19 protein-coding genes are annotated in these 19,776 nt (G+C 65.7%); 9 read left to right on the top strand and 10 right to left on the bottom strand.

Annotated elements, in window-relative coordinates:
* Window positions 1-36: 36 nt before the first annotated feature.
* The 6 genes from ACZ50Q_RS07645 to ACZ50Q_RS07620 all read right to left on the bottom strand — a co-directional run bounded on the left by ACZ50Q_RS07645 (window position 37) and on the right by ACZ50Q_RS07620 (window position 6,618).
* Window positions 37-1,380 carry a PAS domain-containing protein gene (locus ACZ50Q_RS07645; protein WP_464081054.1) on the bottom strand — a complete coding sequence of 448 codons (1,344 nt, stop codon included), beginning with the start codon at window positions 1,378-1,380 and terminating at the stop codon, window positions 37-39.
* A 147-nt stretch (window positions 1,381-1,527) separates the two neighbouring features.
* Entirely contained in the window at window positions 1,528-2,238 is a 711-nt protein-coding gene (locus ACZ50Q_RS07640; protein WP_464081053.1) for a glutathione S-transferase, read from the bottom strand.
* 84 nt (window positions 2,239-2,322) lie between these two features.
* Window positions 2,323-3,921 (bottom strand): GMC family oxidoreductase, encoded by a 1,599-nt coding sequence (locus ACZ50Q_RS07635; RefSeq protein ID WP_464081052.1) that lies wholly within the window; start codon window positions 3,919-3,921, stop codon window positions 2,323-2,325.
* 35 nt (window positions 3,922-3,956) lie between these two features.
* Window positions 3,957-4,760, bottom strand: a complete 804-nt coding sequence (locus tag ACZ50Q_RS07630; RefSeq protein ID WP_076515582.1) for a shikimate dehydrogenase family protein — start codon at window positions 4,758-4,760, stop codon at window positions 3,957-3,959.
* 13 nt (window positions 4,761-4,773) lie between these two features.
* The gene (locus tag ACZ50Q_RS07625; protein ID WP_092579083.1) at window positions 4,774-5,760 is read right to left on the bottom strand and encodes a transketolase family protein; all 987 of its coding nucleotides are present in this window, start codon (window positions 5,758-5,760) and stop codon (window positions 4,774-4,776) included.
* Window positions 5,761-6,618 (bottom strand): transketolase, encoded by an 858-nt coding sequence (locus ACZ50Q_RS07620; protein ID WP_464081051.1) that lies wholly within the window; start codon window positions 6,616-6,618, stop codon window positions 5,761-5,763.
* A 125-nt stretch (window positions 6,619-6,743) separates the two neighbouring features.
* Between ACZ50Q_RS07620 and ACZ50Q_RS07615 the strand changes: the two genes are divergently transcribed.
* Together ACZ50Q_RS07615 and ACZ50Q_RS07610 are read left to right on the top strand one after the other, a co-directional pair.
* Entirely contained in the window at window positions 6,744-7,448 is a 705-nt protein-coding gene (locus tag ACZ50Q_RS07615) for a GntR family transcriptional regulator (RefSeq protein WP_076515588.1), read from the top strand.
* 9 nt (window positions 7,449-7,457) lie between these two features.
* Window positions 7,458-8,528, top strand: a complete 1,071-nt coding sequence (locus ACZ50Q_RS07610) for a glycerol dehydrogenase (protein WP_464081050.1) — start codon at window positions 7,458-7,460, stop codon at window positions 8,526-8,528.
* A gap of 58 nt (window positions 8,529-8,586) precedes the next feature.
* On the opposite strand, the gene kce is transcribed toward ACZ50Q_RS07610, so the two are convergent.
* Genes kce through ACZ50Q_RS07595 form a run of 3 tightly spaced genes read right to left on the bottom strand, consistent with a single transcriptional unit; the run spans window position 8,587 to window position 11,253 of the window.
* Window positions 8,587-9,522 (bottom strand): 3,5-dioxohexanoate:acetyl-CoA acetone transferase, encoded by a 936-nt coding sequence (gene kce / locus ACZ50Q_RS07605; protein ID WP_464081049.1) that lies wholly within the window; start codon window positions 9,520-9,522, stop codon window positions 8,587-8,589.
* A complete protein-coding gene (locus tag ACZ50Q_RS07600) occupies window positions 9,515-10,471 on the bottom strand; it encodes a 3-hydroxyacyl-CoA dehydrogenase (RefSeq protein ID WP_464081048.1) in 957 nt (318 codons plus the stop codon). Before ACZ50Q_RS07600 ends, kce begins: the two co-directional genes overlap by 8 nt.
* A complete protein-coding gene (locus ACZ50Q_RS07595) occupies window positions 10,471-11,253 on the bottom strand; it encodes an SDR family oxidoreductase (protein ID WP_464081047.1) in 783 nt (260 codons plus the stop codon). Before ACZ50Q_RS07595 ends, ACZ50Q_RS07600 begins: the two co-directional genes overlap by 1 nt.
* A 329-nt stretch (window positions 11,254-11,582) precedes the next feature.
* Between ACZ50Q_RS07595 and ACZ50Q_RS07590 the strand changes: the two genes are divergently transcribed.
* The 6 genes from ACZ50Q_RS07590 to ACZ50Q_RS07565 all read left to right on the top strand — a co-directional run bounded on the left by ACZ50Q_RS07590 (window position 11,583) and on the right by ACZ50Q_RS07565 (window position 18,088).
* Window positions 11,583-12,782, top strand: coding sequence for an ABC transporter substrate-binding protein (locus ACZ50Q_RS07590; RefSeq protein WP_464081046.1), 1,200 nt, complete (start codon window positions 11,583-11,585; stop codon window positions 12,780-12,782).
* A gap of 134 nt (window positions 12,783-12,916) precedes the next feature.
* On the top strand, window positions 12,917-13,783 hold the full coding sequence (locus ACZ50Q_RS07585; protein WP_092579071.1) for a branched-chain amino acid ABC transporter permease: 867 nt from the start codon (window positions 12,917-12,919) through the stop codon (window positions 13,781-13,783).
* 23 nt (window positions 13,784-13,806) lie between these two features.
* Window positions 13,807-15,588, top strand: coding sequence for a branched-chain amino acid ABC transporter ATP-binding protein/permease (locus ACZ50Q_RS07580; RefSeq protein ID WP_092579138.1), 1,782 nt, complete (start codon window positions 13,807-13,809; stop codon window positions 15,586-15,588).
* Complete coding sequence (locus ACZ50Q_RS07575; protein WP_076515602.1) at window positions 15,581-16,285, top strand: ABC transporter ATP-binding protein; 705 nt, start codon at window positions 15,581-15,583, stop codon at window positions 16,283-16,285. The genes ACZ50Q_RS07580 and ACZ50Q_RS07575 overlap by 8 nt, the downstream gene beginning before the upstream one ends.
* Window positions 16,286-16,304: 19 nt before the next feature.
* A complete protein-coding gene (locus ACZ50Q_RS07570; RefSeq protein ID WP_464081045.1) occupies window positions 16,305-17,300 on the top strand; it encodes an NAD(P)H-quinone oxidoreductase in 996 nt (331 codons plus the stop codon).
* 8 nt (window positions 17,301-17,308) lie between these two features.
* Window positions 17,309-18,088: an SDR family oxidoreductase gene (locus ACZ50Q_RS07565; RefSeq protein WP_464081044.1), complete on the top strand. Its 780-nt coding sequence runs from the start codon at window positions 17,309-17,311 to the stop codon at window positions 18,086-18,088.
* A 63-nt stretch (window positions 18,089-18,151) separates the two neighbouring features.
* On the opposite strand, the gene ACZ50Q_RS07560 is transcribed toward ACZ50Q_RS07565, so the two are convergent.
* Window positions 18,152-18,811 carry a thiopurine S-methyltransferase gene (locus ACZ50Q_RS07560; RefSeq protein WP_464081043.1) on the bottom strand — a complete coding sequence of 220 codons (660 nt, stop codon included), beginning with the start codon at window positions 18,809-18,811 and terminating at the stop codon, window positions 18,152-18,154.
* A 187-nt stretch (window positions 18,812-18,998) separates the two neighbouring features.
* On the opposite strand from ACZ50Q_RS07560, the gene ACZ50Q_RS07555 reads away from it, so the two are divergent.
* Window positions 18,999-19,775: a hypothetical protein gene (locus tag ACZ50Q_RS07555; RefSeq protein ID WP_464081042.1), complete on the top strand. Its 777-nt coding sequence runs from the start codon at window positions 18,999-19,001 to the stop codon at window positions 19,773-19,775.
* The last annotated feature ends 1 nt before the right edge of the window (window position 19,776 follow it).

Below are 19,776 nucleotides of genomic sequence, written 5' to 3'. Positions count from 1 at the left end.
TCGCGCCACCGCGCTACGCAAGCCGGACGGCTTGGGCTAGGCGGCGCGCAACCGTTCGACCGCGTCGGCGCTCATCTGCGTGAGGTCTTCTGTGACGCCGCCCAGCCTGGCCGATTGCGCCAGCGACACCTCGACGACCTGGCCCATGATTTCGGTCACGCGCCGCGACGACGACACGATGCTTTCCATCGTGTCGCCCGCGGACCGGACCTGCACCGCACCGCCTTCGATCTGCTCCACCGACGTGGTGATGAGGGCCTTGATCTCTTTGGCGGCCGCGGCGCTGTTCTGCGCGAGGCTGCGGACTTCGGCGGCCACGACCGCGAAACCCTTGCCGTGCTCGCCGGCGCGCGCGGCCTCGACGGCGGCGTTCAGGGCAAGGATGTTGGTCTGGAACGCGACGCCGTCCATCACGCCGATGATTTCCGAAATGCGGCGCGAGCTTTCGGTGATGCCAGCCATGGTGCTCACGACGTCCCGCATGGTCTCGCCACCCGTTTCCGCGATGTGGCTGGCGTCCTGGGCAAGGCTGTTGGCCTGCCGCGCACGCTCCGCGTTTTCGGTCAGGCCCTGGACCGCGACGCGCAGCGTCTGGGCGGCGGTAAAGCGCTTGGTGATGTCGGTGGCGAACTTCACGACCTTGAACGGCCGGCCCTGCGCATCGAGGATCGGGTTGTAGCTGGCTTCGATCCAGACCTGGCGTCCGCCCTTGCCCAGCCGCAGGTACTGGCCGGTGTCGTGTTCGCCGTTGCGCAGCCTGCGCCAGAACTCCTTGTAGGCCGCGCTTCGGGCTTCCTCGGGCGGCACGAACATGCTGTGGTGGCGCCCCAGCACTTCGTCGGCGCGGTAGCCCACCGCGTTCAGGAAGAGCTCGTTGGCGCGGATGATGGTGCCGTCGAGCTCGAACTCGATGATCGCCTGCACCTTGGAGATCGCGGCAAGCTGGCCTTCGGAATCGGCCTGGCGCTGCTGCTGCTCGGTGATGTCGGTGGCGTACTTGACCACTTTGACGGGCTGGCCGTGCGGGTCGAAGATGGGATTGTAGGTCGCCTGCAGCCAGACGTCCGTTCCATTCTTGCGAATCCGCCGATAGCGGCCGGCATCATGCGCGCCCTGGGCCAGTCTCTGCCAGAAAGCCGCGTATTGCGCCGAACCGGATTCGCCGGGATCGACGAACATCCGGTGATGCCGGCCCTGGATTTCTTGGAGCGCATAGCCCATGGTGTCCAGGAAATTCTGGTTGGCCATCAGGATGTGGCCATTCAAATCGAACTCGATGACCGCCTGGGATCTGTCGATGGCGTCGATCTGTCCCAGCAGATCCCTCTGCCGCGAGGGTCGGTGTCCACGAATGAATCGGTCAAGCGTATGCCAAAGCATGGTGACCTCCAGGATTCAGTTTGCCGCGCGCCTGGTACACGTGTATCTAATAGAAACTATTTAATCCTAAAAATTTGCGAGCCTCAACCTCATCGGGCCAAAATTTTTCACGGCGTTGTCCTCACACACACCCGGGATAACCCGCAGCTAAGCCGCGTCAAGCTCCCGATATTGCCGGAAGATCCCCTCTCCGAATGGCAGGCGCCGGCCGCTGGAAAAATAGGCCTGCAACGCAGGCAGCGCGGTCACGCGCTCGTGCAGCGCAAACACATTGGGGTAATGCGCCGCCACGGTGGCCATGCGCTTGGGAAACGCAAAAAGCAGCCCATCGACCAAGTGATACAGGGATAGATCGACGTAGGTCCACTTCTTGCCGCCCGCCAGCCACGCCTGCGGCCCGTCAAGCAGGCGTTCGAAATAGCCCAGGAATTTGGGGATGCGCTCTTCGCGAAAGACGCGCGCCCGGCGGGCGGCTTCTTCCTTCTGGTCTTCGTAGTACTCGCTGGCGGAGATGGGGTGATGCGTGTCGTGCGCTTCGGCCACCATGTCGGCAATGGTGAGCTGCAGCTGGTTGACCCAGAGGCGCCCTTCCAGCGAATCGGGGGCAAGGCCGTGCTTTTCGCCCAGGAAAAGCAGGATGTTGGCCGTTTGCCCCAATGTCATCTTTCCGGCCACGAGGTACGGCGGCGCGAAAGGGGGATGCTTGCGCGCGGACTGCAGGTCGTCGATCAGCGCGCCTTCATCGGCGCCGGGGTCGCGCGCCCGCTCGCGGTACGGGATACCGCCCGCCTCGAGCGCAAGGCGCACGAACTCGCCGCGCCCGGGGATGCCATTCCAGTACCAAAGGTCGTAAGTCATACGGTCTCCTTTCAGTTGGCTCAGCCGAACCACCAGTCTGCAGCCAGCGTCCCGGGTTAGCAAGACGCGTGCCCCGCATGCGACCTACCCCTGCGCGGCGTCCTCCAGGATCATTTCGGCACCGCGTTCGGCCACCATCATGACGGCGGCCTGCGTGTTGCCGGAGACCATCTTCGGCATCACCGACGCATCGACGACGCGCAGTCCGGCCAACCCGTTGACCCTCAGGCGCGCGTCGGTGACGGCGGCGGCGTCAGGTCCCATGCGGCAGGTGCCGATGGGGTGATAGATGGTCTGCCCGTTGCGCCGCGCGAAATCCAGCCATTCGTCGTAGCTGTCCACGTCCGCGCCGGGGCTGAGCTCGGCCTGCACGAACCGCTGCAGGGCGGGCTGCCCCACGATGCGCCGCGCTACCTGCATGCCGCCCACCAGGCTGTCGCGGTCCACTTGCGCGCAGAGGAAGTTGGGGCGGATGGCGGGTCCGGCCAACGGGTCGGCTGATTTGATGTGGATGGACCCGACCGATTCCGGACGCAATTGCGCCACGCCGATGGTCATGCCGGGATGGCGGTCCAGGATGCGTTCGGCGGCATTGGCGTAGCTGGCGTGGACGAAGAAGAACTGCACGTCGGGCGTGGGCAGGTCCGGCGCGCTCTTGACGAAACCATGCACGAGCCCCGTGCCGAGCGTGAGAATGCCCTTGTGGTTCAGGTAGTAGCGGGCCACCTGCTGCGCCAGACGCCATCCGCGCGACATCTCGTTCAGGGTCACCGTGTTCTTCACGCGCCAGTTCATGCGCGTGGCGAAATGATCGATATAGTTTTCGCCGACCTGCGGCTGCGCGTGCACCAGGGCGATGCCGAGCGACTTCAGCAAGGCCGGATTGCCGACGCCGGACAGTTCCAGCAATTGCGGCGACTGCACCGCCCCCATGCACACGAGCGTTTCGCGGCGGGCGCGCACGGTGTGTTCCTGGCCGTCCTTGCGGTAGGCCACGCCAACGCAGCGTTTGCCCTCGAAGACCAAGCGCGTGACATGGGCGCCGCATTCGACGCTGAGATTGCTGCGTCCGGCGGCGGGCTTCAGGTAGCCGTCCACCACGCTCCAGCGCCGGCCGCGGTGCTGCAGCACCTGGTAGTAGCCCACGCCTTCCTGGTCGCCGCCGTTGTAATCCGGATTGAGCGGCTGGCCGTCTTCGCGCGCGGCCTGCAGGAAGGCATCCGACACGGGAAAGCGTTCGGCGACCTCCTCCAGGTACATCGGCCCGTCTTTGCCGCGGCTTTCGCCGCCCGGCGCGTAGTTTTCGATCTTGCGAAAGACGCGTTCGGCCACTTCGCTGCCCCAGCCAGACGCGCCGGCGGCTTCCCAACCGTCGTAATCCTGCGGTTGGCCCCGGACGTAGATCATGCCGTTGATCAGCGTGGATCCGCCAAGCCCCTTGCCGCGCGGCACGGCAATGGTGCGGCCGTAGACGTTGTCTTCCGGCTCGGTCGCGAAGCGCCAGTTGTAGGTCGGATCGACCAGCAGCTTGGAAAAGCCCGCGGGAATCGGGATCCACATGCTGCGGGCCTCTTGTCCGGCCTCGAGCATCAGCACGCGATACTTGCCGTCCGCACTCAGGCGGTTGGCGAGGATGCAGCCGGCCGTACCGCCGCCCGCGATGATGAAATCGTAGTCGCCCATCTTTGTCTACCGGTCTCGAATGTGGCTGCGCGGATTCAAGGGGCGGACGTCACGCCCAGCATTTCCACCATCAGTTCGATCTGGCACGCCAGCATCGGCGCGCCGTAGTGAACTTTGCAGCCGCGCGCCTGCGCGGCCACGAGCAGCGCCGTGTCCCGGGGCTGCATGATGACCTCGCACACGAGTTGGTCGGGCGTCAGGCGGCTGGTGTCCAAAGGCAGCGGATCGCCCTCCTTCATGCCCAGCGACGTGCCGTTCACGACCAGGTCATGGCCAGAGGGGTCGGCGTTGCCCACCGAGATCTGCGCGTCCGGATGCAACGACAGGATGCGCGCCTTGAGGTCTTCAGCCTTGGCGGGGGTGCGGTTGGCGATGGTCAGGCGCGAAACGCCGGCCTGCACGAGCGCGAAGCCGATCGCATTGGCCGCGCCGCCCGCGCCGGCGAGGTACACGCTCTTGCCTTCGGGCGCGACGCCGCAACTGCGCAGGCCGCGCACAAAGCCTTCGCCATCCAGCATGTGCGCCACCAGGCGTCCGTCCGCCTCGCGCCGCAGCACGTTGGCCGCGCCGATCTTGCGCGCGACGGGCGTGGCTTCGTCGGCAAGGTCCAGGATGGCGGTCTTGTGCGGCACCGTGACGATCACGCCGCCCAGGTTTTCCAGGCGGCGCAGGCCCTCGACCACGGCGGCGAGGTTTTCGGGCCGGGCGTGAAAGGGCACGCACACGCCGTCGAAGCCGATCTTGGCGAAGTGCTCGTTCATGCGCTGCGGCGTCTTCACGTGGTGGATGGGGTCGGCCAGGATGCCGAACAGGCGCGTGTTGCCGCTGATTTCCTTCATGAGCGTCTCCGTTTCAATGCTTGATGAATTCGCGCGCGACGTCGGCGATGCCCGCGGCGTCGAGCTTGTAGTGGGCGTACAGGGTCGTGGGCGGAGCGATGAGGCTGTATTCGTCGTAGATGCCATGACGGCGCAGCCGCGTGCCCGTGCCCGCGTCGGCCAATACCTCGGCCACCGCCGACCCCAGACCGCCCAGCACATTGTGCTCTTCGACGGTCATCAGCAGGCGCGACTGCCCGGCGGCCTTCAGTACGGCGTCGCGGTCCAGCGGCTTGATGGTGGGCATGTCGATGACGCCCACGGACAGCCCCTCGGCGCGCAGCGCGTCGGCGGCGGCCAGTGCGCCATGCAGCGTGATGCCGCAGGCGATCAGGGTGAGGTCGCTGCCTTCCGCATGCACGATGGCGCGTCCGAATTCGAAGGGCGCGCCGTCCGCATAGACCTGCGGATCGCGGCCGCGTCCGATGCGGAAATAGATGGGCTCGGGCCAGTTCGCCGACGCCTTGATGGCGGACGCCAGTTGCGGCCCGTCTGCGGGCGACACCACGGTCAGTCCGGCCAGCGCGCGCATGGTGGAGATGTCTTCGGTGGCATGGTGCGAGGTGCCGTAAAACCCCAGGCTGATGCCGGTATGGTGGCCGATCAGGCGGACCGGCAAGCGGGTATAGGCGACGTCCATGCGGATCTGTTCGCAGCACAGCAGACCCAGGAAGGACGCGAACGTGGCGACAAAGGGCATCATGCCCGTGGTGGCCAGACCGGCCGCGGCCGACACCATGTTCTGCTCGGAAATGCCGAACTGGACGTAGCGGTCGGGATAGGCCTGCGCGAAGCGGTTCAGGCCGTTGGAGTATTGCAGGTCGGCCGAACCCGCGACGACAGGATGGCCGGCTTTCACCAGATCGATCAACGCGTCGGAAAGATACGACAGCCCGGGGTTCACCGCGTTGAGCGCGCGGTACTGCCAGGAATCGGGAGAGAGGACTTGTGCCTGTGCCATTCAGATCTCGCGGGAAAGGATTTCGTCGACGGCGCTCTGCGCATCTTGCGGCGCCAGGTAGCCCAGGTGCCACCCCGGTTCGGTTTCCATGTAGGACACGCCCTTGCCCTTGATCGTCCTGGCGATCACGCACGCCGGCTGGGCGCGCGCGTCGTCGGCCCGCAGCCGGCGCAGCAGGGCGGTCAGCGCCGACAGGTTGTGGCCGTCGACCTCGTGGACCTCCCAGCCGAACGCCCGCCACTTGTCCGGCAGGGATTCCACGCCCATGACGTCGTCCACCTTGCCATCGAGCTGATAGCCGTTGCGATCGACGATGGCGACAAGGCGCGACAGGCGGTTATGCGCGGCGAACAGCGCAGCCTCCCAGACCTGCCCTTCCTGCATTTCGCCGTCGCCCAGCATCACGAACACGTTGAAGTCGCGCCCGCTCATGCGCCCGCCCAGCGCCATGCCCACGCCATTAGACAAGGCGTGGCCGATGGAGCCGGAGCTGAAGTCCACACCGGGCACCTTGGTCATGTCGGGGTGGTCGCCCAGCGGGCTGCCCAGCCGGGTGTAGCCGTCCAGCATGTCGCGGCCGATGAAGTCCAGGTCCGCCAGTACCGGGAACAAGCCGACGGCGGCGTGGCCCTTGCCCATGAGGAAGCGGTCGCGGTCGGGCCAATGGGGCTCGCCCCGGCGCAGGCGCATCACGTCGTAGTACAGCGCGGCGAAGATCTCCGCGCAGGAAAACACGGAACTGTAGTGGCCGACCTTTGCGATTTCGATGAGGCGGATGGTCTCCAGCCTGATATGGCGGGCCTTGTCCCGCAGCATCGCGATTTCCCCGGAAGCGGGGGCATCCTGACCCAAGCGCATGGCGTCTCCTCCTGTCGTATGGATATATGATATATAATATACTCACTCTGCGCGAATTGGCTACGCCGGGCTAGAATCCAACCTGGATTCACCCCGCATCCTCCATACAGCAAGCTAGAAACGCCATGCCCAGCCTCAAACCGGTCAAAAAAGAGAACCTTTCCGTCAGGGTCTATAACGAAATCCGCAATGCCCTGATCAATGGGCAGTACGAACCTGGCGAGCGCCTGATCATCGGGGAACTGGCGCAGGAAATGGGCGTGTCGATCACGCCCGTGCGCGAAGCCATTTTCCGGCTCATCAGCGAGCAGGGGCTGGAGATGCAGGCCGCCACCGCGGTGTACGTGCCCTACGTCAATTCCGAAAAGCTGCGGGAAATCCAGCAGATCCGCTTTCACCTCGAAGGCATGGGCGCGGCCGAGGCCGCGCAGCACATCACGCGCAAGCAGCTCGACAACCTGATCGCCCTGCAGCGGGATTTCATCTCGTGCACGTCCACCGATCCCAAACGCGCCAGCTACCTGAACCGCAAGTTTCACTTTGCCATCCTGGAAGCCAGCAACAAGCCCATTCTGCGCAACACCGTGGAGTCGTTCTGGGTCATCACGGGCCCGATTCTCAAGGTGTTCCACATCAAGACGGCGGGGCTGGACTATTCGCTGGACGAACATCGGCACGAGGCCGTGATCGAGGCCCTGGAAGCGCGCGATTCGGAAGCCGCCCGCCAGGCCATCCAGGCCGACTTGGTGTGGGGCGGAAAGATCATGATCGACTGGCTGGTCGAACGCGAAAAAGAACTCGACTACCGCCCCCCCGGGGCCCGCAAATAGGGAGATGCCATGCTGAAGATTTTTGGAGCGCCCAGCCGCTATATCCAGGGCTCGGGCGCCCTGGACACGCTGGGACAATATGCGGCGTTGTTCGGGCGGCGCGCCGCCCTCGTCATCGACGGCTATGTCCATGGCGTGCTGGGTCCAAGAATCGAAGCATTGTGCGCGGCGCACGGCGTGGCGCTTTCGCCGCTGATCGTGGAAGGCGACCTGACGCCTGAGGTCATCGAGGGCCTGCGGGCGCAGGCCGCGCCGGCAGGCATCGACATGGTCATCGCGGTCGGCGGCGGCAAGTCGCTCGATGCCGGCAAGGCGGTGGCCAAATCGTCGCATTGCCACCTGATCACCGTGCCCACCGTGGCGTCCAACGATGCCCCCACCAGCAAGAACTACGTGCTGTACGACGCGCATCACAACCTCCTGGCGGTCGAGCACATGCTGTTCAACCCCACGATCGTGCTGGTCGACACCGCCATCATTGCCACCGCGCCCGTGCATTTCTTCCGGGCCGGGCTGGGCGACGCCATTTCCAAGAAGTTCGAAGCCGAGCAATGCGCGCGCAATGGCGGCAAGAACATGTATGACGCAGCGCCGCTGCTCACGGCCCAGCTCATTGCCGACGGCTGCTTGCGGACGCTGCTTGCCGACGGCGCCGACGCGGTCGCCGTGGCGGGCACCGGGCAGCCCACGCCGGCGTTCGAGCGCGTGGTGGAAGCGATGATCCTCATGAGCGGTCTCGGGTTTGAAAGCGGGGGCCTGTCCATTGCCCACGCGTTGACGCGCGGGCTGCCAAAGATCACCGGCGTGGCGACGGCCCTGCACGGCCTGCAGGTCGCCGTGGGCCTGCTGGTGCAATTGGACCTGGAGAACCGCGGCGACGGCATGCTGGCCGACCTGAAGCAGTGGTACGCCCAGGTGGGCTTGCCCGTTTCGCTGCGCGAACTCGGTGCGCCCGCCGCGCCGCCGCACGCGGAACTGTCGCTGGCGGCAGACCTCAGTCTGAAGGCGCGCCACGCCGCGAACTTCGATCGCACGCTGGATGTGAACACGCTGGCCGACGCGCTGCGTCGCTACGCCTGACCCGCGGCGGCCGGCGGGGCCGGCCGGCTGCCCGGCGCGCCCTCACCAGCGCGCGCCGTCAGAACGCCACGTTGTCCCTGCCCTTCAGGCCCAGCTTGGCCCGCGCCTCGTCCGGCGTGGCGATCTCCAGGTTGAGCGCTTCAAGGATGCCGCGGATGCGTTCCACCTGCATCCGATTGGATTCGGCCAGTTGCCCCGGACCGATCCAGAGCGAGTCCTCCAGTCCCACCCGCACGTTCGAGCCCATGGCCGCGCCGATGGTCGCCAGCGGCATCTGGTTGCGGCCCGCGCCCAGGATCGACCATTCGTAGTCGTCGCCAAAGAGGCGATCGGCGGTGCGCTTCATGTGCATCAGGTCTTCAGGATGCGGACCGATGCCGCCCAGGATGCCGAACACGGACTGGATGAATGGCGGCGACTTGACCAGGCCCCGGTCCACGAAGTGGGCCAGGTTGTAGAGATGGCTGATGTCATAGCACTCGAACTCGAAGCGCGTGCCATTGGCGTTGCCCAGCGTCAGGATGGATTCGATGTCCTGGTAGGTGTTGCGAAAGATCAGCGAGCGGCTGTTTTCCAGGTGCTCGCGTTCCCAGTCATGCTTGAAGTCCTGGAAGCGGTCCAGCATGGGGAACAGGCCGAAGTTCATGGATCCCATGTTCAACGACGCCAGCTCCGGCTTGAACGTGGTGGCCGGCCGCATGCGCTCTTCGACCGTCATGTGAGGGCTGCCGCCCGTGGTGATGTTGATGATGGCGTCGGTCTCGCGCTTGATGCGTTCGAGGAAAGGCTGGAACAGCGCCGGATCCTGCGAAGGCTTGCCCGTCTGGGGATCGCGCGCATGCAGGTGCAGCACCGCGGCCCCGGCCTGGGCCGCGCCGATGGCCGCCTCGGCGATCTCGTCGGCCGTGACCGGCAGGTGCGGCGACATGCTGGGCGTATGGATGGCGCCCGTCACGGCGCAGGTGATGACGACTTTCGGTTTCGGTTTAGCCATGGTTGTCTCCGTTGCTTTGTTTGTGACGCATCAGGCGCATCAGCATGTCGTCGCGCCAGAAGCGGCGCGCGGCCAGATCCTCGGCGGGCAGCAGGCTGCGCCGCTCGTCGGACAGGGTGTCGATCAGCGCCCCCTCCCAGGCCACGCATTCGTCTTGCGTGGCGCCGATGGACCGGTAGAGGTCGCCGTAGCGCTGGCAGTAGTCGGCAATGCCGCCCGGCGCATTGAGGTCTATGGTTTCAAACGGCCCCATGAAGGCCCAGCGCAAGCCCAGCCCGTCCTTCACGGTGGTGTCGATGTCCTCGGCGCTGGCGATGCCCTGGCTGGCAAGCCGGAAGGCCTCGTGCAGCAAGGCGCCCTGCAGCCGGTTCAGGATGAAGCCTTCGATTTCGCGGCGGACCAGGACCGGCTTCTGACCGATGCTGGTCATGACCTCGCGAGCGCCCGCCAGCGCTTCGGGGCTGGTCCAGGGCGCGGGGCACAGCTCGACGACCGGGATCAGGTAAGGCGGGTTGACCGGATGGGCCACGAGGCAGCGATGCCTGCCCGCCAGATGGTCGGTGAACTGGCTGGCCGGAATGCTGGACGTGGAACTGCCGATGATGGCGTGGGGCTCGGCCAGGGCATCCAGTTCGGAAAACAGCTGGCGCTTGATCTGCACCTTTTCCGGGGAATTTTCCTGGATGTACTCGGCGCCCGCCAGGGCTTCCTGCAGGCTGGCTGCCGTCTGCACACGGTCGACGATGGCGTCCGCGCCCACCAGCAGGCCCTGCGTCTCCAGTTCCCGCAACTGTTGCAGGATCAGGGTGCGCGCCTCGGCCAGCATGGCGGCGTTGACGTCGTACAGCCGCACTTCCCAGCCCATGCGCGCAAAGACGATGGCCCAGCCCTGGCCGATCAGGCCGGTTCCGATGATGGCGGCGCGCCGCGCCGCGGTGGCGGCCTCCATCAGTAGAGCTTCTGCGTGAAGCCATCGACCACGATGGCCTGGCCCGTCACGCTGCGGGCGGCCTCGCTGGCGTTGAACAACACCATGTTGGCGATGTCGCGCGCGGTGACCATGCGCCCCAGCACGGCCTGGTTCTCGTACTGGGCCGCGATCTCTTGGACCGGGCGTCCCAGCGTTTCGGCCTTGGCCGCGATGACGGCGCGGATGCGCGGCCCTTCGACGGCGCCCGGCAGAATGGCGTTGACGCGGATGCCGTAGCCGCCCAGCTCGATGGCCAGGGACTTCGTGAAGCCGATCACCGCCCACTTGGAAGCCGAATACACCGACCGTCCGGCGAATCCGAGATGGCCCGCGGCCGAGGACAGGTTGATCATCACGCCGGCCTTGGACTCCTTGAGCAGCGGGATGGCCTGGCGGGCGCACAGGAACTGGCCCGTGATGTTGACGGCGAGCGTGCGGTCCCAATCGGCCTTGGTCAGGGTTTCGACGTAGCCCGTCGGACCCGCGACGCCCGCGTTGTTGACCAGGATGTCCAGCCCGCCCAGCTTTTCCTTGACCGCGGCAAAGAGCTGTTCAACGCTGGCCTCGTCGGACACGTCCGCCCGCGCCACCTGCACGCCGGGCAGTTCGGCGGGCAAGGCGGCAAGACGCGCTTCATTGACGTCGCATACGAACACCGCGGCGCCGGCGTGGTGAAAGACCTTGGCCATTTCCAGCCCCAATCCGTCTGCGCCGGCGGTGATCAGCACCTTCTTGCCGGTGAAATCAACTTCCTCGAACATGCTTTTGTCTCCTAGGACTGTTCTGAAAAGCGCGATTCATCATATACGATATATGATAAAAACAGCTATTCTTGACGCAGTCATGCGGCGCTTGGAACCACCTTAAAGCTACATCCGCGTGACGGAATTTTGTCGGTAGATTTTTCGTAGATCGGCCGCTAAGGCTTTATTCATGCGGTTTCAGGGAATTCCCTGATTCGTCATACAGCGACCGACACTAGAATCAAAGGCGAGGGTTTTCGCCTCGCCGGCGCATATATCATATATACAAAAAGACGGACGGCACGTAGATTCAGTCCGCATTCCATACCAACAAAGGAGCGTAGACAGTGTTCAAGTTCAACAAAATTGTTTTGGCGCTGGGCGTGTGCGGCGCGCTGGCAAGCGGCACCGCAGCGGCCGACATGAAGGTGGGCGCCCTCTTCCCGTTCAGCGGCGCGCTTGCGCTGCTTGGCCAGGAAAGCTACCGCGGCCTGGAACTGGCCGTGAACGAAATCAACGCCGCAGGCGGCGTCAACGGCGAGAAGATCGAAATCGTCAAGGCCGACGCCGTGGATCCCACGCAGGCCGTGTCGGAAACCAAACGCCTTATTTCCGCCAACGTGGTCGGCGTGTTCGGCAGCTACGCCTCGGGCATTTCATACGCCGCCTCGCCCGTCACCGAGCTTGCCGGGGTGCCCTACTTCGAACTGGGCGCCACCGCCCACAAGATCACCACGCGCGGCTACCAATACCTGTTCCGCAGCAACCCCAACACCGCGCTGTACGGCGTTTCCGTCGTGAACGCGCTCCACGAAACCATCGCCCCCGGCATGGGCCTCAACCCCAAGGACATCCGGATCGGCATCATCCACGAGGACGGCCCCTACGGCACCGACGTCGCGGCCACCGAAAAGAAGCGTGCGCAGGAACTGGGCTACAACGTGGTCGAAGTCCTGCCGTACTCGGCCAAGACGGTCGACCTGTCATCGCTGATCCTGCGGCTCAAGGGCGCGAAGGCCGACGTCGTGCTGCAGACGGCCTATCAGAACGACGCCATCCTCTTCTTCAGCCAGGCGCGCGCGGCGGGCTTCAAGCCCAAGGTCGTGATCGGGGCGGGCGGCGGCTACTCGCTGGCCGACACCGCCAAGGCGGTGGGCGCCGACATGAACGGCGTGTTCGACCTGGACTTTCCGCAGGCGTCCATCAATCCGGCCGGCGCCCCCGGCCTGGACAAGTTCCTGCAGGCCTACCGGAGCACCTACAAAAGCGACCCCCAGTCCGGCCACAGCCTGACCAACTATGTGGGCGCCAAGGCGTTCTTTGAAGCCATCGGCAACGCCAAGTCCACCGACAAGGACAAGATCCGCGCCGCAGTGCTGGCCTACAAGAAGCCCGCCGGCCAGTCGGCCAACGGCTGGGGCTTCGACTTCGGCGAAGACGGGCAGAACAATGCGTCCACGTTCTACGTGATGCAGTGGCAAGACGGCAAGCTCGTCACCATCGGCCCGGAAAACCTCGCTCTCGGCAAGCCCATCTTCAAGAAATAAAGCGCGATGCCAGCGGCCGGACGCCCGGGCCTCGCGGCCCCGGGGCGCGTCCGGCCTTTCCCGGGGCTTGGGCGCCCCGTCCCTGGACGCTGCGGGACAGGGACGGAGCGCCTCCCGCACTTAAAGGTTGCACCATGGAATTATTCATTCAACTGGTCATCAATGGCCTGTTGCTGGGCGGCGCATACACCATCATCAGCCTGGGGTTGACGCTGATTTTCGGCGTCGTGCGCGTCGTGAACTTCGCGCATGGCGAATTCCTGATGATAGGCATGTACATGGTCTATCTGATCGCGGCGCATTTTGGCGTCCATCCCTACGCGGGGCTGATCCCGGTGGCGGTCATCCTGTTCGCGCTGGGCGCGCTGACCCAGAAGGGCATCATCCAGCCGCTGCTGCATGCCGACCAGCACATCCAGATCTTCGCCACGGTGGGCGTGTCCACCATTCTCCTGAACCTCGCGCTGGTGATCTTCGGCGCCAACGTCTATCGCGCGCCGGTCGAACTGGGCACCAACGCCATCGACGTGGGTCCGTACTCGATGGTCACGGGCCAGCTCGTCACCTTCGTGATCGGCCTGACGCTGGCCGTGCTGCTGCACCTGTTCATGCACCGCACCTACCTGGGCCGCGCGCTGCGCGCCGTGGCCCAGCACCGCTATGCGGCCACCCTGATGGGCGTGAACGTCAACAACGTCTACGCCATCGCCTTCGGCCTGGGCACGGCGTTCGTCGGCATCGCCGCGGGCCTGCTGGCCCCGCAGTACCCCGTGTTTCCCACGGTGGGCACCTACTTCGTGCTGACGGCCTTCGTGATCGTCGTGCTGGGCGGCCTGGGCAGCCTGTACGGCGCCGTCGCCGGCTCCATGATCATCGGCATCGTCGATACGCTGGCGGGCTTCTACATCGCGCCCGACCTGAAGGAGGTTGTCTATTTCGGGATCTTCCTCTTGATCCTTGTCCTGAAGCCGAACGGCCTGTTCGGCGTCGGTACCGAGTGACCCGGAACAACAAGGAGCAAGACGTGTTTCCCGACTTTCGACACCCCAAAACCTACGTCAGCCTCATCCTGCTGATCGTGATGTTCCTTGTGCCCGTCGTCATGGGCACCCCTTTCTGGACCAACCTCTTCGTCCTGCTGTTCGTGTTTTCCGCGCTGTCGGTCGCGTGGAACATCGTGGGGGGCTATGCGGGCCAGCTTTCCCTGGGACACGCCGTGTTCTACGGGATCGGCGGCTACACGGCCACCCTGCTGACCCAGAACTTCGGCATCTCGCCGTGGATCGGGATGTTCGCCGGCGCCGCCATTTCCGCGGCGGTCGCCGTCCTGATCAGCTATCCCACGCTGCGGCTGCGCGGCCCCTTCTTCGCGCTGGCGACCATCGCCATCCTCGAGGTGGTGCGCCTGCTGGTCATCCACGAGGAAAGCTGGACCGGCGGATCAAGCGGCATCAGCCTGCCCTTGAACATCGGTTGGGCGTGGATCGTGTTCCGCGAAAAGATCAACTACGTGATCATTGCGTTTGGCCTCTTCGTGATGGTGACCTGGGTCTCGTGGTACATCCGCAAGTCGCGCATCGGGCACTACCTGATCGCGATCCGCGAACGCGAGGACGCGGCGCTTGCGGTCGGCATCCACACCGTGCGGGTCAAGATCATCGCGGCCGTCGTCTCGGCCGTGCTGACCAGCATCATCGGCACCTTCCACATCACCTACCTGACCTTCGTCGACCCCAGCTCCGCGTTCTCGCTCGAATTGTCCATCCAGGTGGCGATGTTCGCGCTGATCGGCGGACTGGGCACCGTGTCCGGTCCCATCGCCGGGACCTTCCTGGTGCTGCCCATCGCGGAACTCGCGCGCGGCTGGCTCAGCAGCGTGGGCAACGGCATGCATGGCCTGATCTACGGCCTGATCCTGGTGGCCGTGGTGCTGACCATTCCGCGCGGGCTGGCCGGCGCGTTCGGTCCCTTCGTCGAGCGCCTGTTGGCCAGGCTGCCTTACCTGGGCACGCCCCGCCCCAAGCTCAAGCTCGCCGACGAGATCCGCATCCGCAACGCGACCCGCACCGACCGGCCCGTGCTGAAGGCCGAAGGCCTGTTCAAGAGCTTCGGCGGCCTGCGCGCCACCAACGATGTGTCGCTGACGCTCAACCAGCACGAGATCCTGGGCATGATCGGTCCGAACGGCGCGGGCAAGACCACGGTGTTCAACCTGCTGTCGGGCTTCCTGTCGCCGGACAAGGGCGATATCTCGATGCTGGACGCCAAGGGCAACTGGGTCGTTTGCCGGACGCCCGACGCCTTTGCGCACCAGGGGCTGGGGCGCACGTTCCAGATCGCCAAGCCGTTCACGGGCCTGACGGTGCTTGAGAACATCATGCTGGGCGCGTTCATCCACACGTCCGACCGGGACGAGGCCGAACAGATCGCGCTCAAGGTCGCCGAGCAGACCGACCTGGTGAAGTACCTGAACACCGAGGCGCGCAGCCTCACCGTGGGCGGCATGAAGCGCCTGGAGGTGGCGCGCGCGCTGGCCATCAAGCCGCGCATCCTGCTGCTGGACGAAGTGATGGCGGGCCTGAACCCCACCGACATCGAAAAATCCATCCAGATGATCCGGCGCATCCGCGATTCGGGCGTATCCGTGCTGCTGATCGAACACATGATGCAGGCCACGATGGCGCTGTCGGATCGCATCATCGTCCTGAACGAAGGCGGCGTGCTGGTCAGCGGCGCCCCGAAGGACGTGGTCGAGAACCCCGCCGTCATCGAAGCCTATCTGGGCAAGGAGTTTCAAGATGCTTAAGGTATCGAACCTGACCTCGGGCTATGGCAAGAGCCAGGTGCTCAACGGCCTGGATTTCGAGGTGAACGCGGGCGAGATCGTCACGCTGATCGGCGCCAATGGCGCGGGCAAGACGACCACGCTCAAGACGCTGTGCGGCGTGATCCCCGCCACGCAGGGCAAGGTGGAATTCGAAGGCCAGGACCTGACCAACCGCGAGCCCTACGACATCGTGGACGCCGGGATCACTATGATCCCCGAGGGCCGCCAGCTCTTTCCCCACTTCACCGTGCGCGACAACCTGCTGATGGGCTCGTACAAGCGCGCGGCGCGGCCCATCGTCGAGCGCAAGCTTGAAGAGGTGCTGCGCATCTTCCCGCGCGTCAAGGAGCGCATGAGCCAGTACGCCGGATCGCTGTCGGGCGGCGAGCAGCAGATGGTGGCGATCGCGCGCGGCATGATGTCCGACCCCAAGCTGCTCGTGTTCGACGAGCCCTCGCTTGGCCTGTCGCCGCTGCTGGTGCAGCAGATGTTCGACATCATCCGCGACGTCACCGCGCACGGCGTCACGGTGCTGCTGGTCGAGCAGAACGTCTTTCGCACGCTGCGGCTGGCGGATCGCGGCTATGTGCTTGAAAACGGCGCCATCGTGCGCACGGGCACGGGCGAGGAGCTGCTCAGCGATCCCCATGTCAAGAAGGCCTACCTGGGCCACTGAATCCAAGGACCAACGTCTCATGTCTTTACGCTGCACATTCATCGACCATGGCAAGGGCGGCACGCCCGAATGCATGCGCATTGCCGAGCGCGACATGGAAGCGCCCACGGGCCGCCAGGTGCTCATCGAGGTCGCCTACGCCGGCGTCAACCGCCCGGACGTGCTGCAACGGTCGGGCTCCTACCCCCCGCCGCCGGGCGCCTCGCCCTATCTGGGCCTGGAGGTGTCGGGCACCATCGTGGCCGCCGGCCCCGACGTGCAGGCCTGGAAGGTGGGTGACCAAGTCTGCGCGCTGACGCCGGGCGGCGGCTATGCCCAGTACTGCCTTGCCGACGAACGCCACTGCCTGCCGGTTCCGCACGGGATGGACCTGCTGACGGCCGCGGCGATTCCCGAGAACTATTTCACGGTGTGGACCAACGTGTTCGACCGCGCGCGCCTGGCCGCGGGCGAGAAATTCCTGGTCCACGGCGGCTCCAGCGGCATCGGCCTGACGGCCATCCAGCTCGCGCGCGCCTTTGGCGCAGAGGTCTGGACCACCGTCGGCAACCCGCAAAAGGCGGATGCCTGCCTCAAGGCCGGCGCGCACCACGCGGTGCTGTACCGCGACACGGACTTCGAATCAGCCGTGCGCGAGGGCACCGGCGGCGCGGGCGTCGACGTGATCCTGGACATGGTGGGCGGGGCCTACATCAACAGGAACCTGCGGCTGCTGGCCCTGAACGGCCGGCTGGTGCAGATCGCCTTCCTGGAGGGCAGCAAGGCCGAGATCGACGCACTGCCCATCATGACCAAGCGCCTGCAGTTCACCGGATCGACGCTGCGCCCGCGCTCCGACGAGGACAAGGGCGCCATCGCGCAATCGCTCGTGGAAAAGGTGCTGCCGCTCATGGCGCAGGGAAAGTGCCTGCCCCTGATCCACGAAGTCTTCCCGCTGGCCGAGGCCGCGCGCGCGCACACGCTCATGGAAAGCAGCAGGCACATCGGCAAGATCATGCTGCAGGTGCGGCCATGAGTGCGGCGATGAATGGGACCACGCATGCGCGCTTTACGGACCAGACCGTCATCGTCACGGGCGCGGTGGGCGGCATCGGCGGGGCCATCGTCCAGGCCTTCCTGGCCGAGGGCGCCCGCGTCGGCCTCATCGATTTCAACGCGCAAGGCGGCCAGGCCGTTGAAAGCGCGCTGCGCAAACGCGGCCACGACGTATGCTTCGTGCCCGCCGACGTCGCGCATTTCGACCAATGCCAGGCCGCCTACGAGCGCATCACGCAGGAACTGGGCGCCGCGACCGTCCTGGTGAACAACGTCGGCATCTCGCCCAAGACGAACGGCCGCGCGCTGAAGGTCTGGGAAATGCCGCCCGCCGAATGGAACAACGTCGTCTCGGTCAACCTGAACAGCGTGTTCTACATGACCCACCTGGCCACGCCGCACATGGTGCGGGCGCGGCAAGGGCGGGTGATCAACATGTCGTCGGTGGCGGGCAAGGCGTATTGCGACATCGTGGCGGCGCATTACGCCGCCACCAAGGCGGGGCTGATCGGGCTGACTCGCCATTGGGCCGCCGAACTCGGCGAACATCAGGTCACGGTGAACGCCCTGGCGCCTGGGCGGATCAGCACGCCCTTGCTGAAAAGCGTGCCGCAGGAGATCAATGACGCCGTGGCCGCCGTGACCGCGCTGCGACGGCTGGGCACGCCCGAGGAAGTGGCCGACGCCTGCCTGTTCTTCGCATCGGATCAGGCCCGCTTCGTGACCGGCCAGGTCCTGGACGTGGCCGGCGGCTGGCTCATGACCTAGCAAAAAGGCCCGCCCGCGGAGCACCGCGAACGGGCCGATCTGCGGGCTTGCGCCGAGGATGCGTCAGTCCTGCACGCCCAGGCGGTAGACCACCGTATCCAGGCGGCTCACGCCGGCTGACCGGAACTTGGGCTCCTTGTCCAGGATGTCGCGGCGGTCGATGATGACGGCGGGCGACACATCCGCGAAGATCGCCTGCACTTCGCTGTCCACCACCGAAAACGGCGGGCCCGCCATTTCGTCCTGCGGGTAGTCCAGGGTGATCAGCAGGCCGCGATAAGTCGGCGCCAACTGGCCGTAGACGTGGCGCACGTAGTCCGCGCGCATGGCCAGCGGCAGCGCGACCAGCGCCGCGCGGTCGTACACGCCCACGCAATGCGACAGGACCTGGGCGTCCATCTTGAAGATGTCGCCGCAGACGATCTCGATATTGCCGGCCACGTAATGGGTGCCGTATGCGGAGTCGTGCGTGACGGGACGAAGCTCGTTTTCGGCGAAGAACTGTTCGACCGCGAGCTGCGACAGCTCGGCCCCCAGCACCTGATGGCCCTGCGCCGCCAGCCACACCATGTCCAGCGATTTGCCGCAAAGCGGGACCAGGACCTTGCCGCCCTTGGGCACGCCCAGCGTCGGCCAGTATTTCTGCAAGAGGGGCGTTACCCGCGACTGATGAAAATGCGTGCGCCCTTCGCGCCACCGTTCCAGCCAGAATTCTGCGTCCATGTCTTGTCTGCTCCTCCTATGAATGCCCGGCGCTCGAGCGTGGCCGAGGCCTGGGCCTGGGCCGGGTCGCATGACCGCGCGCCGATGCCACTGCGGGATTGTATGCCCGGGCCCGCCCCGGCGCTTTTGGGCATGGCGGCGGGCTTCCGGTATCTTATGACCCCGCCTTTCACGCCCGCGACCCGCCATGCTACGCCGCACCCTCCTTCTGACCCTGGCCGGCCTGTCCGCCGCACCGCTGCGCGCCCTGGCCTCACCCAGCCGCGACGCCATCATCCGCGAGGTGTTCGCGGCGCCGCGGGGCAGCCTGCCGTACACCGCGCAGCACGCCGCGCTGATGCGCCTGCTGCGCGTGCAGTGGATGCCGGTCGAATCCGGCGCGCCCGCCATCGATTTTGAACAGCCGCTGCTAGGAGGCGAAGATACGCTTGCGGTTGCGCGCGGCGCCCTGGGAACGACGGACGACGCGCTGGCGCTGCGCAGGATGGCGCAAGTGTGCAGGCTGGTGCCGCGCTATGTGGGGTCGATCGGCAGGCTCGCGCCCGGCCGCTATGACGTACCCGAGACAATGCGCGCGGCCTTCGACTTTCCGGAAAGCGGCGTGGACAGCCAGGGCAGGTTCGCGCTGCGTAAGGAACACCTGATTCTGCTGCGGGCCGCCGTGTGGCGCGAGGCCGACGGCCCGGCGCTGCAGGCCGTCCTGCGCGAAGGCGACCGCTTCTGGCCGATGCCTTATATCGACGGCAAACGGCCTTACGGCAACGCCAGCTTTTACCAGGTCGACATTGCCCGGTTGCTGGACGAGCCCTATTCCCTGGACGCCGACGGCTACGCCATCACCGAGCCAGCGAAAGACGCCCGCCTGGCACGCCTGCATCACGAAACCCTGGCGGCGCTCCAGGTGTTCCTGCGGCATTCCACCGCCGCCAAGCCCAGACGGCAAAGCTCGGCGAGAGCTGGCTAGG

It is taken from the genome of Achromobacter sp. T5-5 (assembly GCF_055397965.1).
The sequence above is the reverse complement of the archived record's forward strand: the minus strand, read 5'-3'. Positions and strand labels throughout refer to the sequence as shown.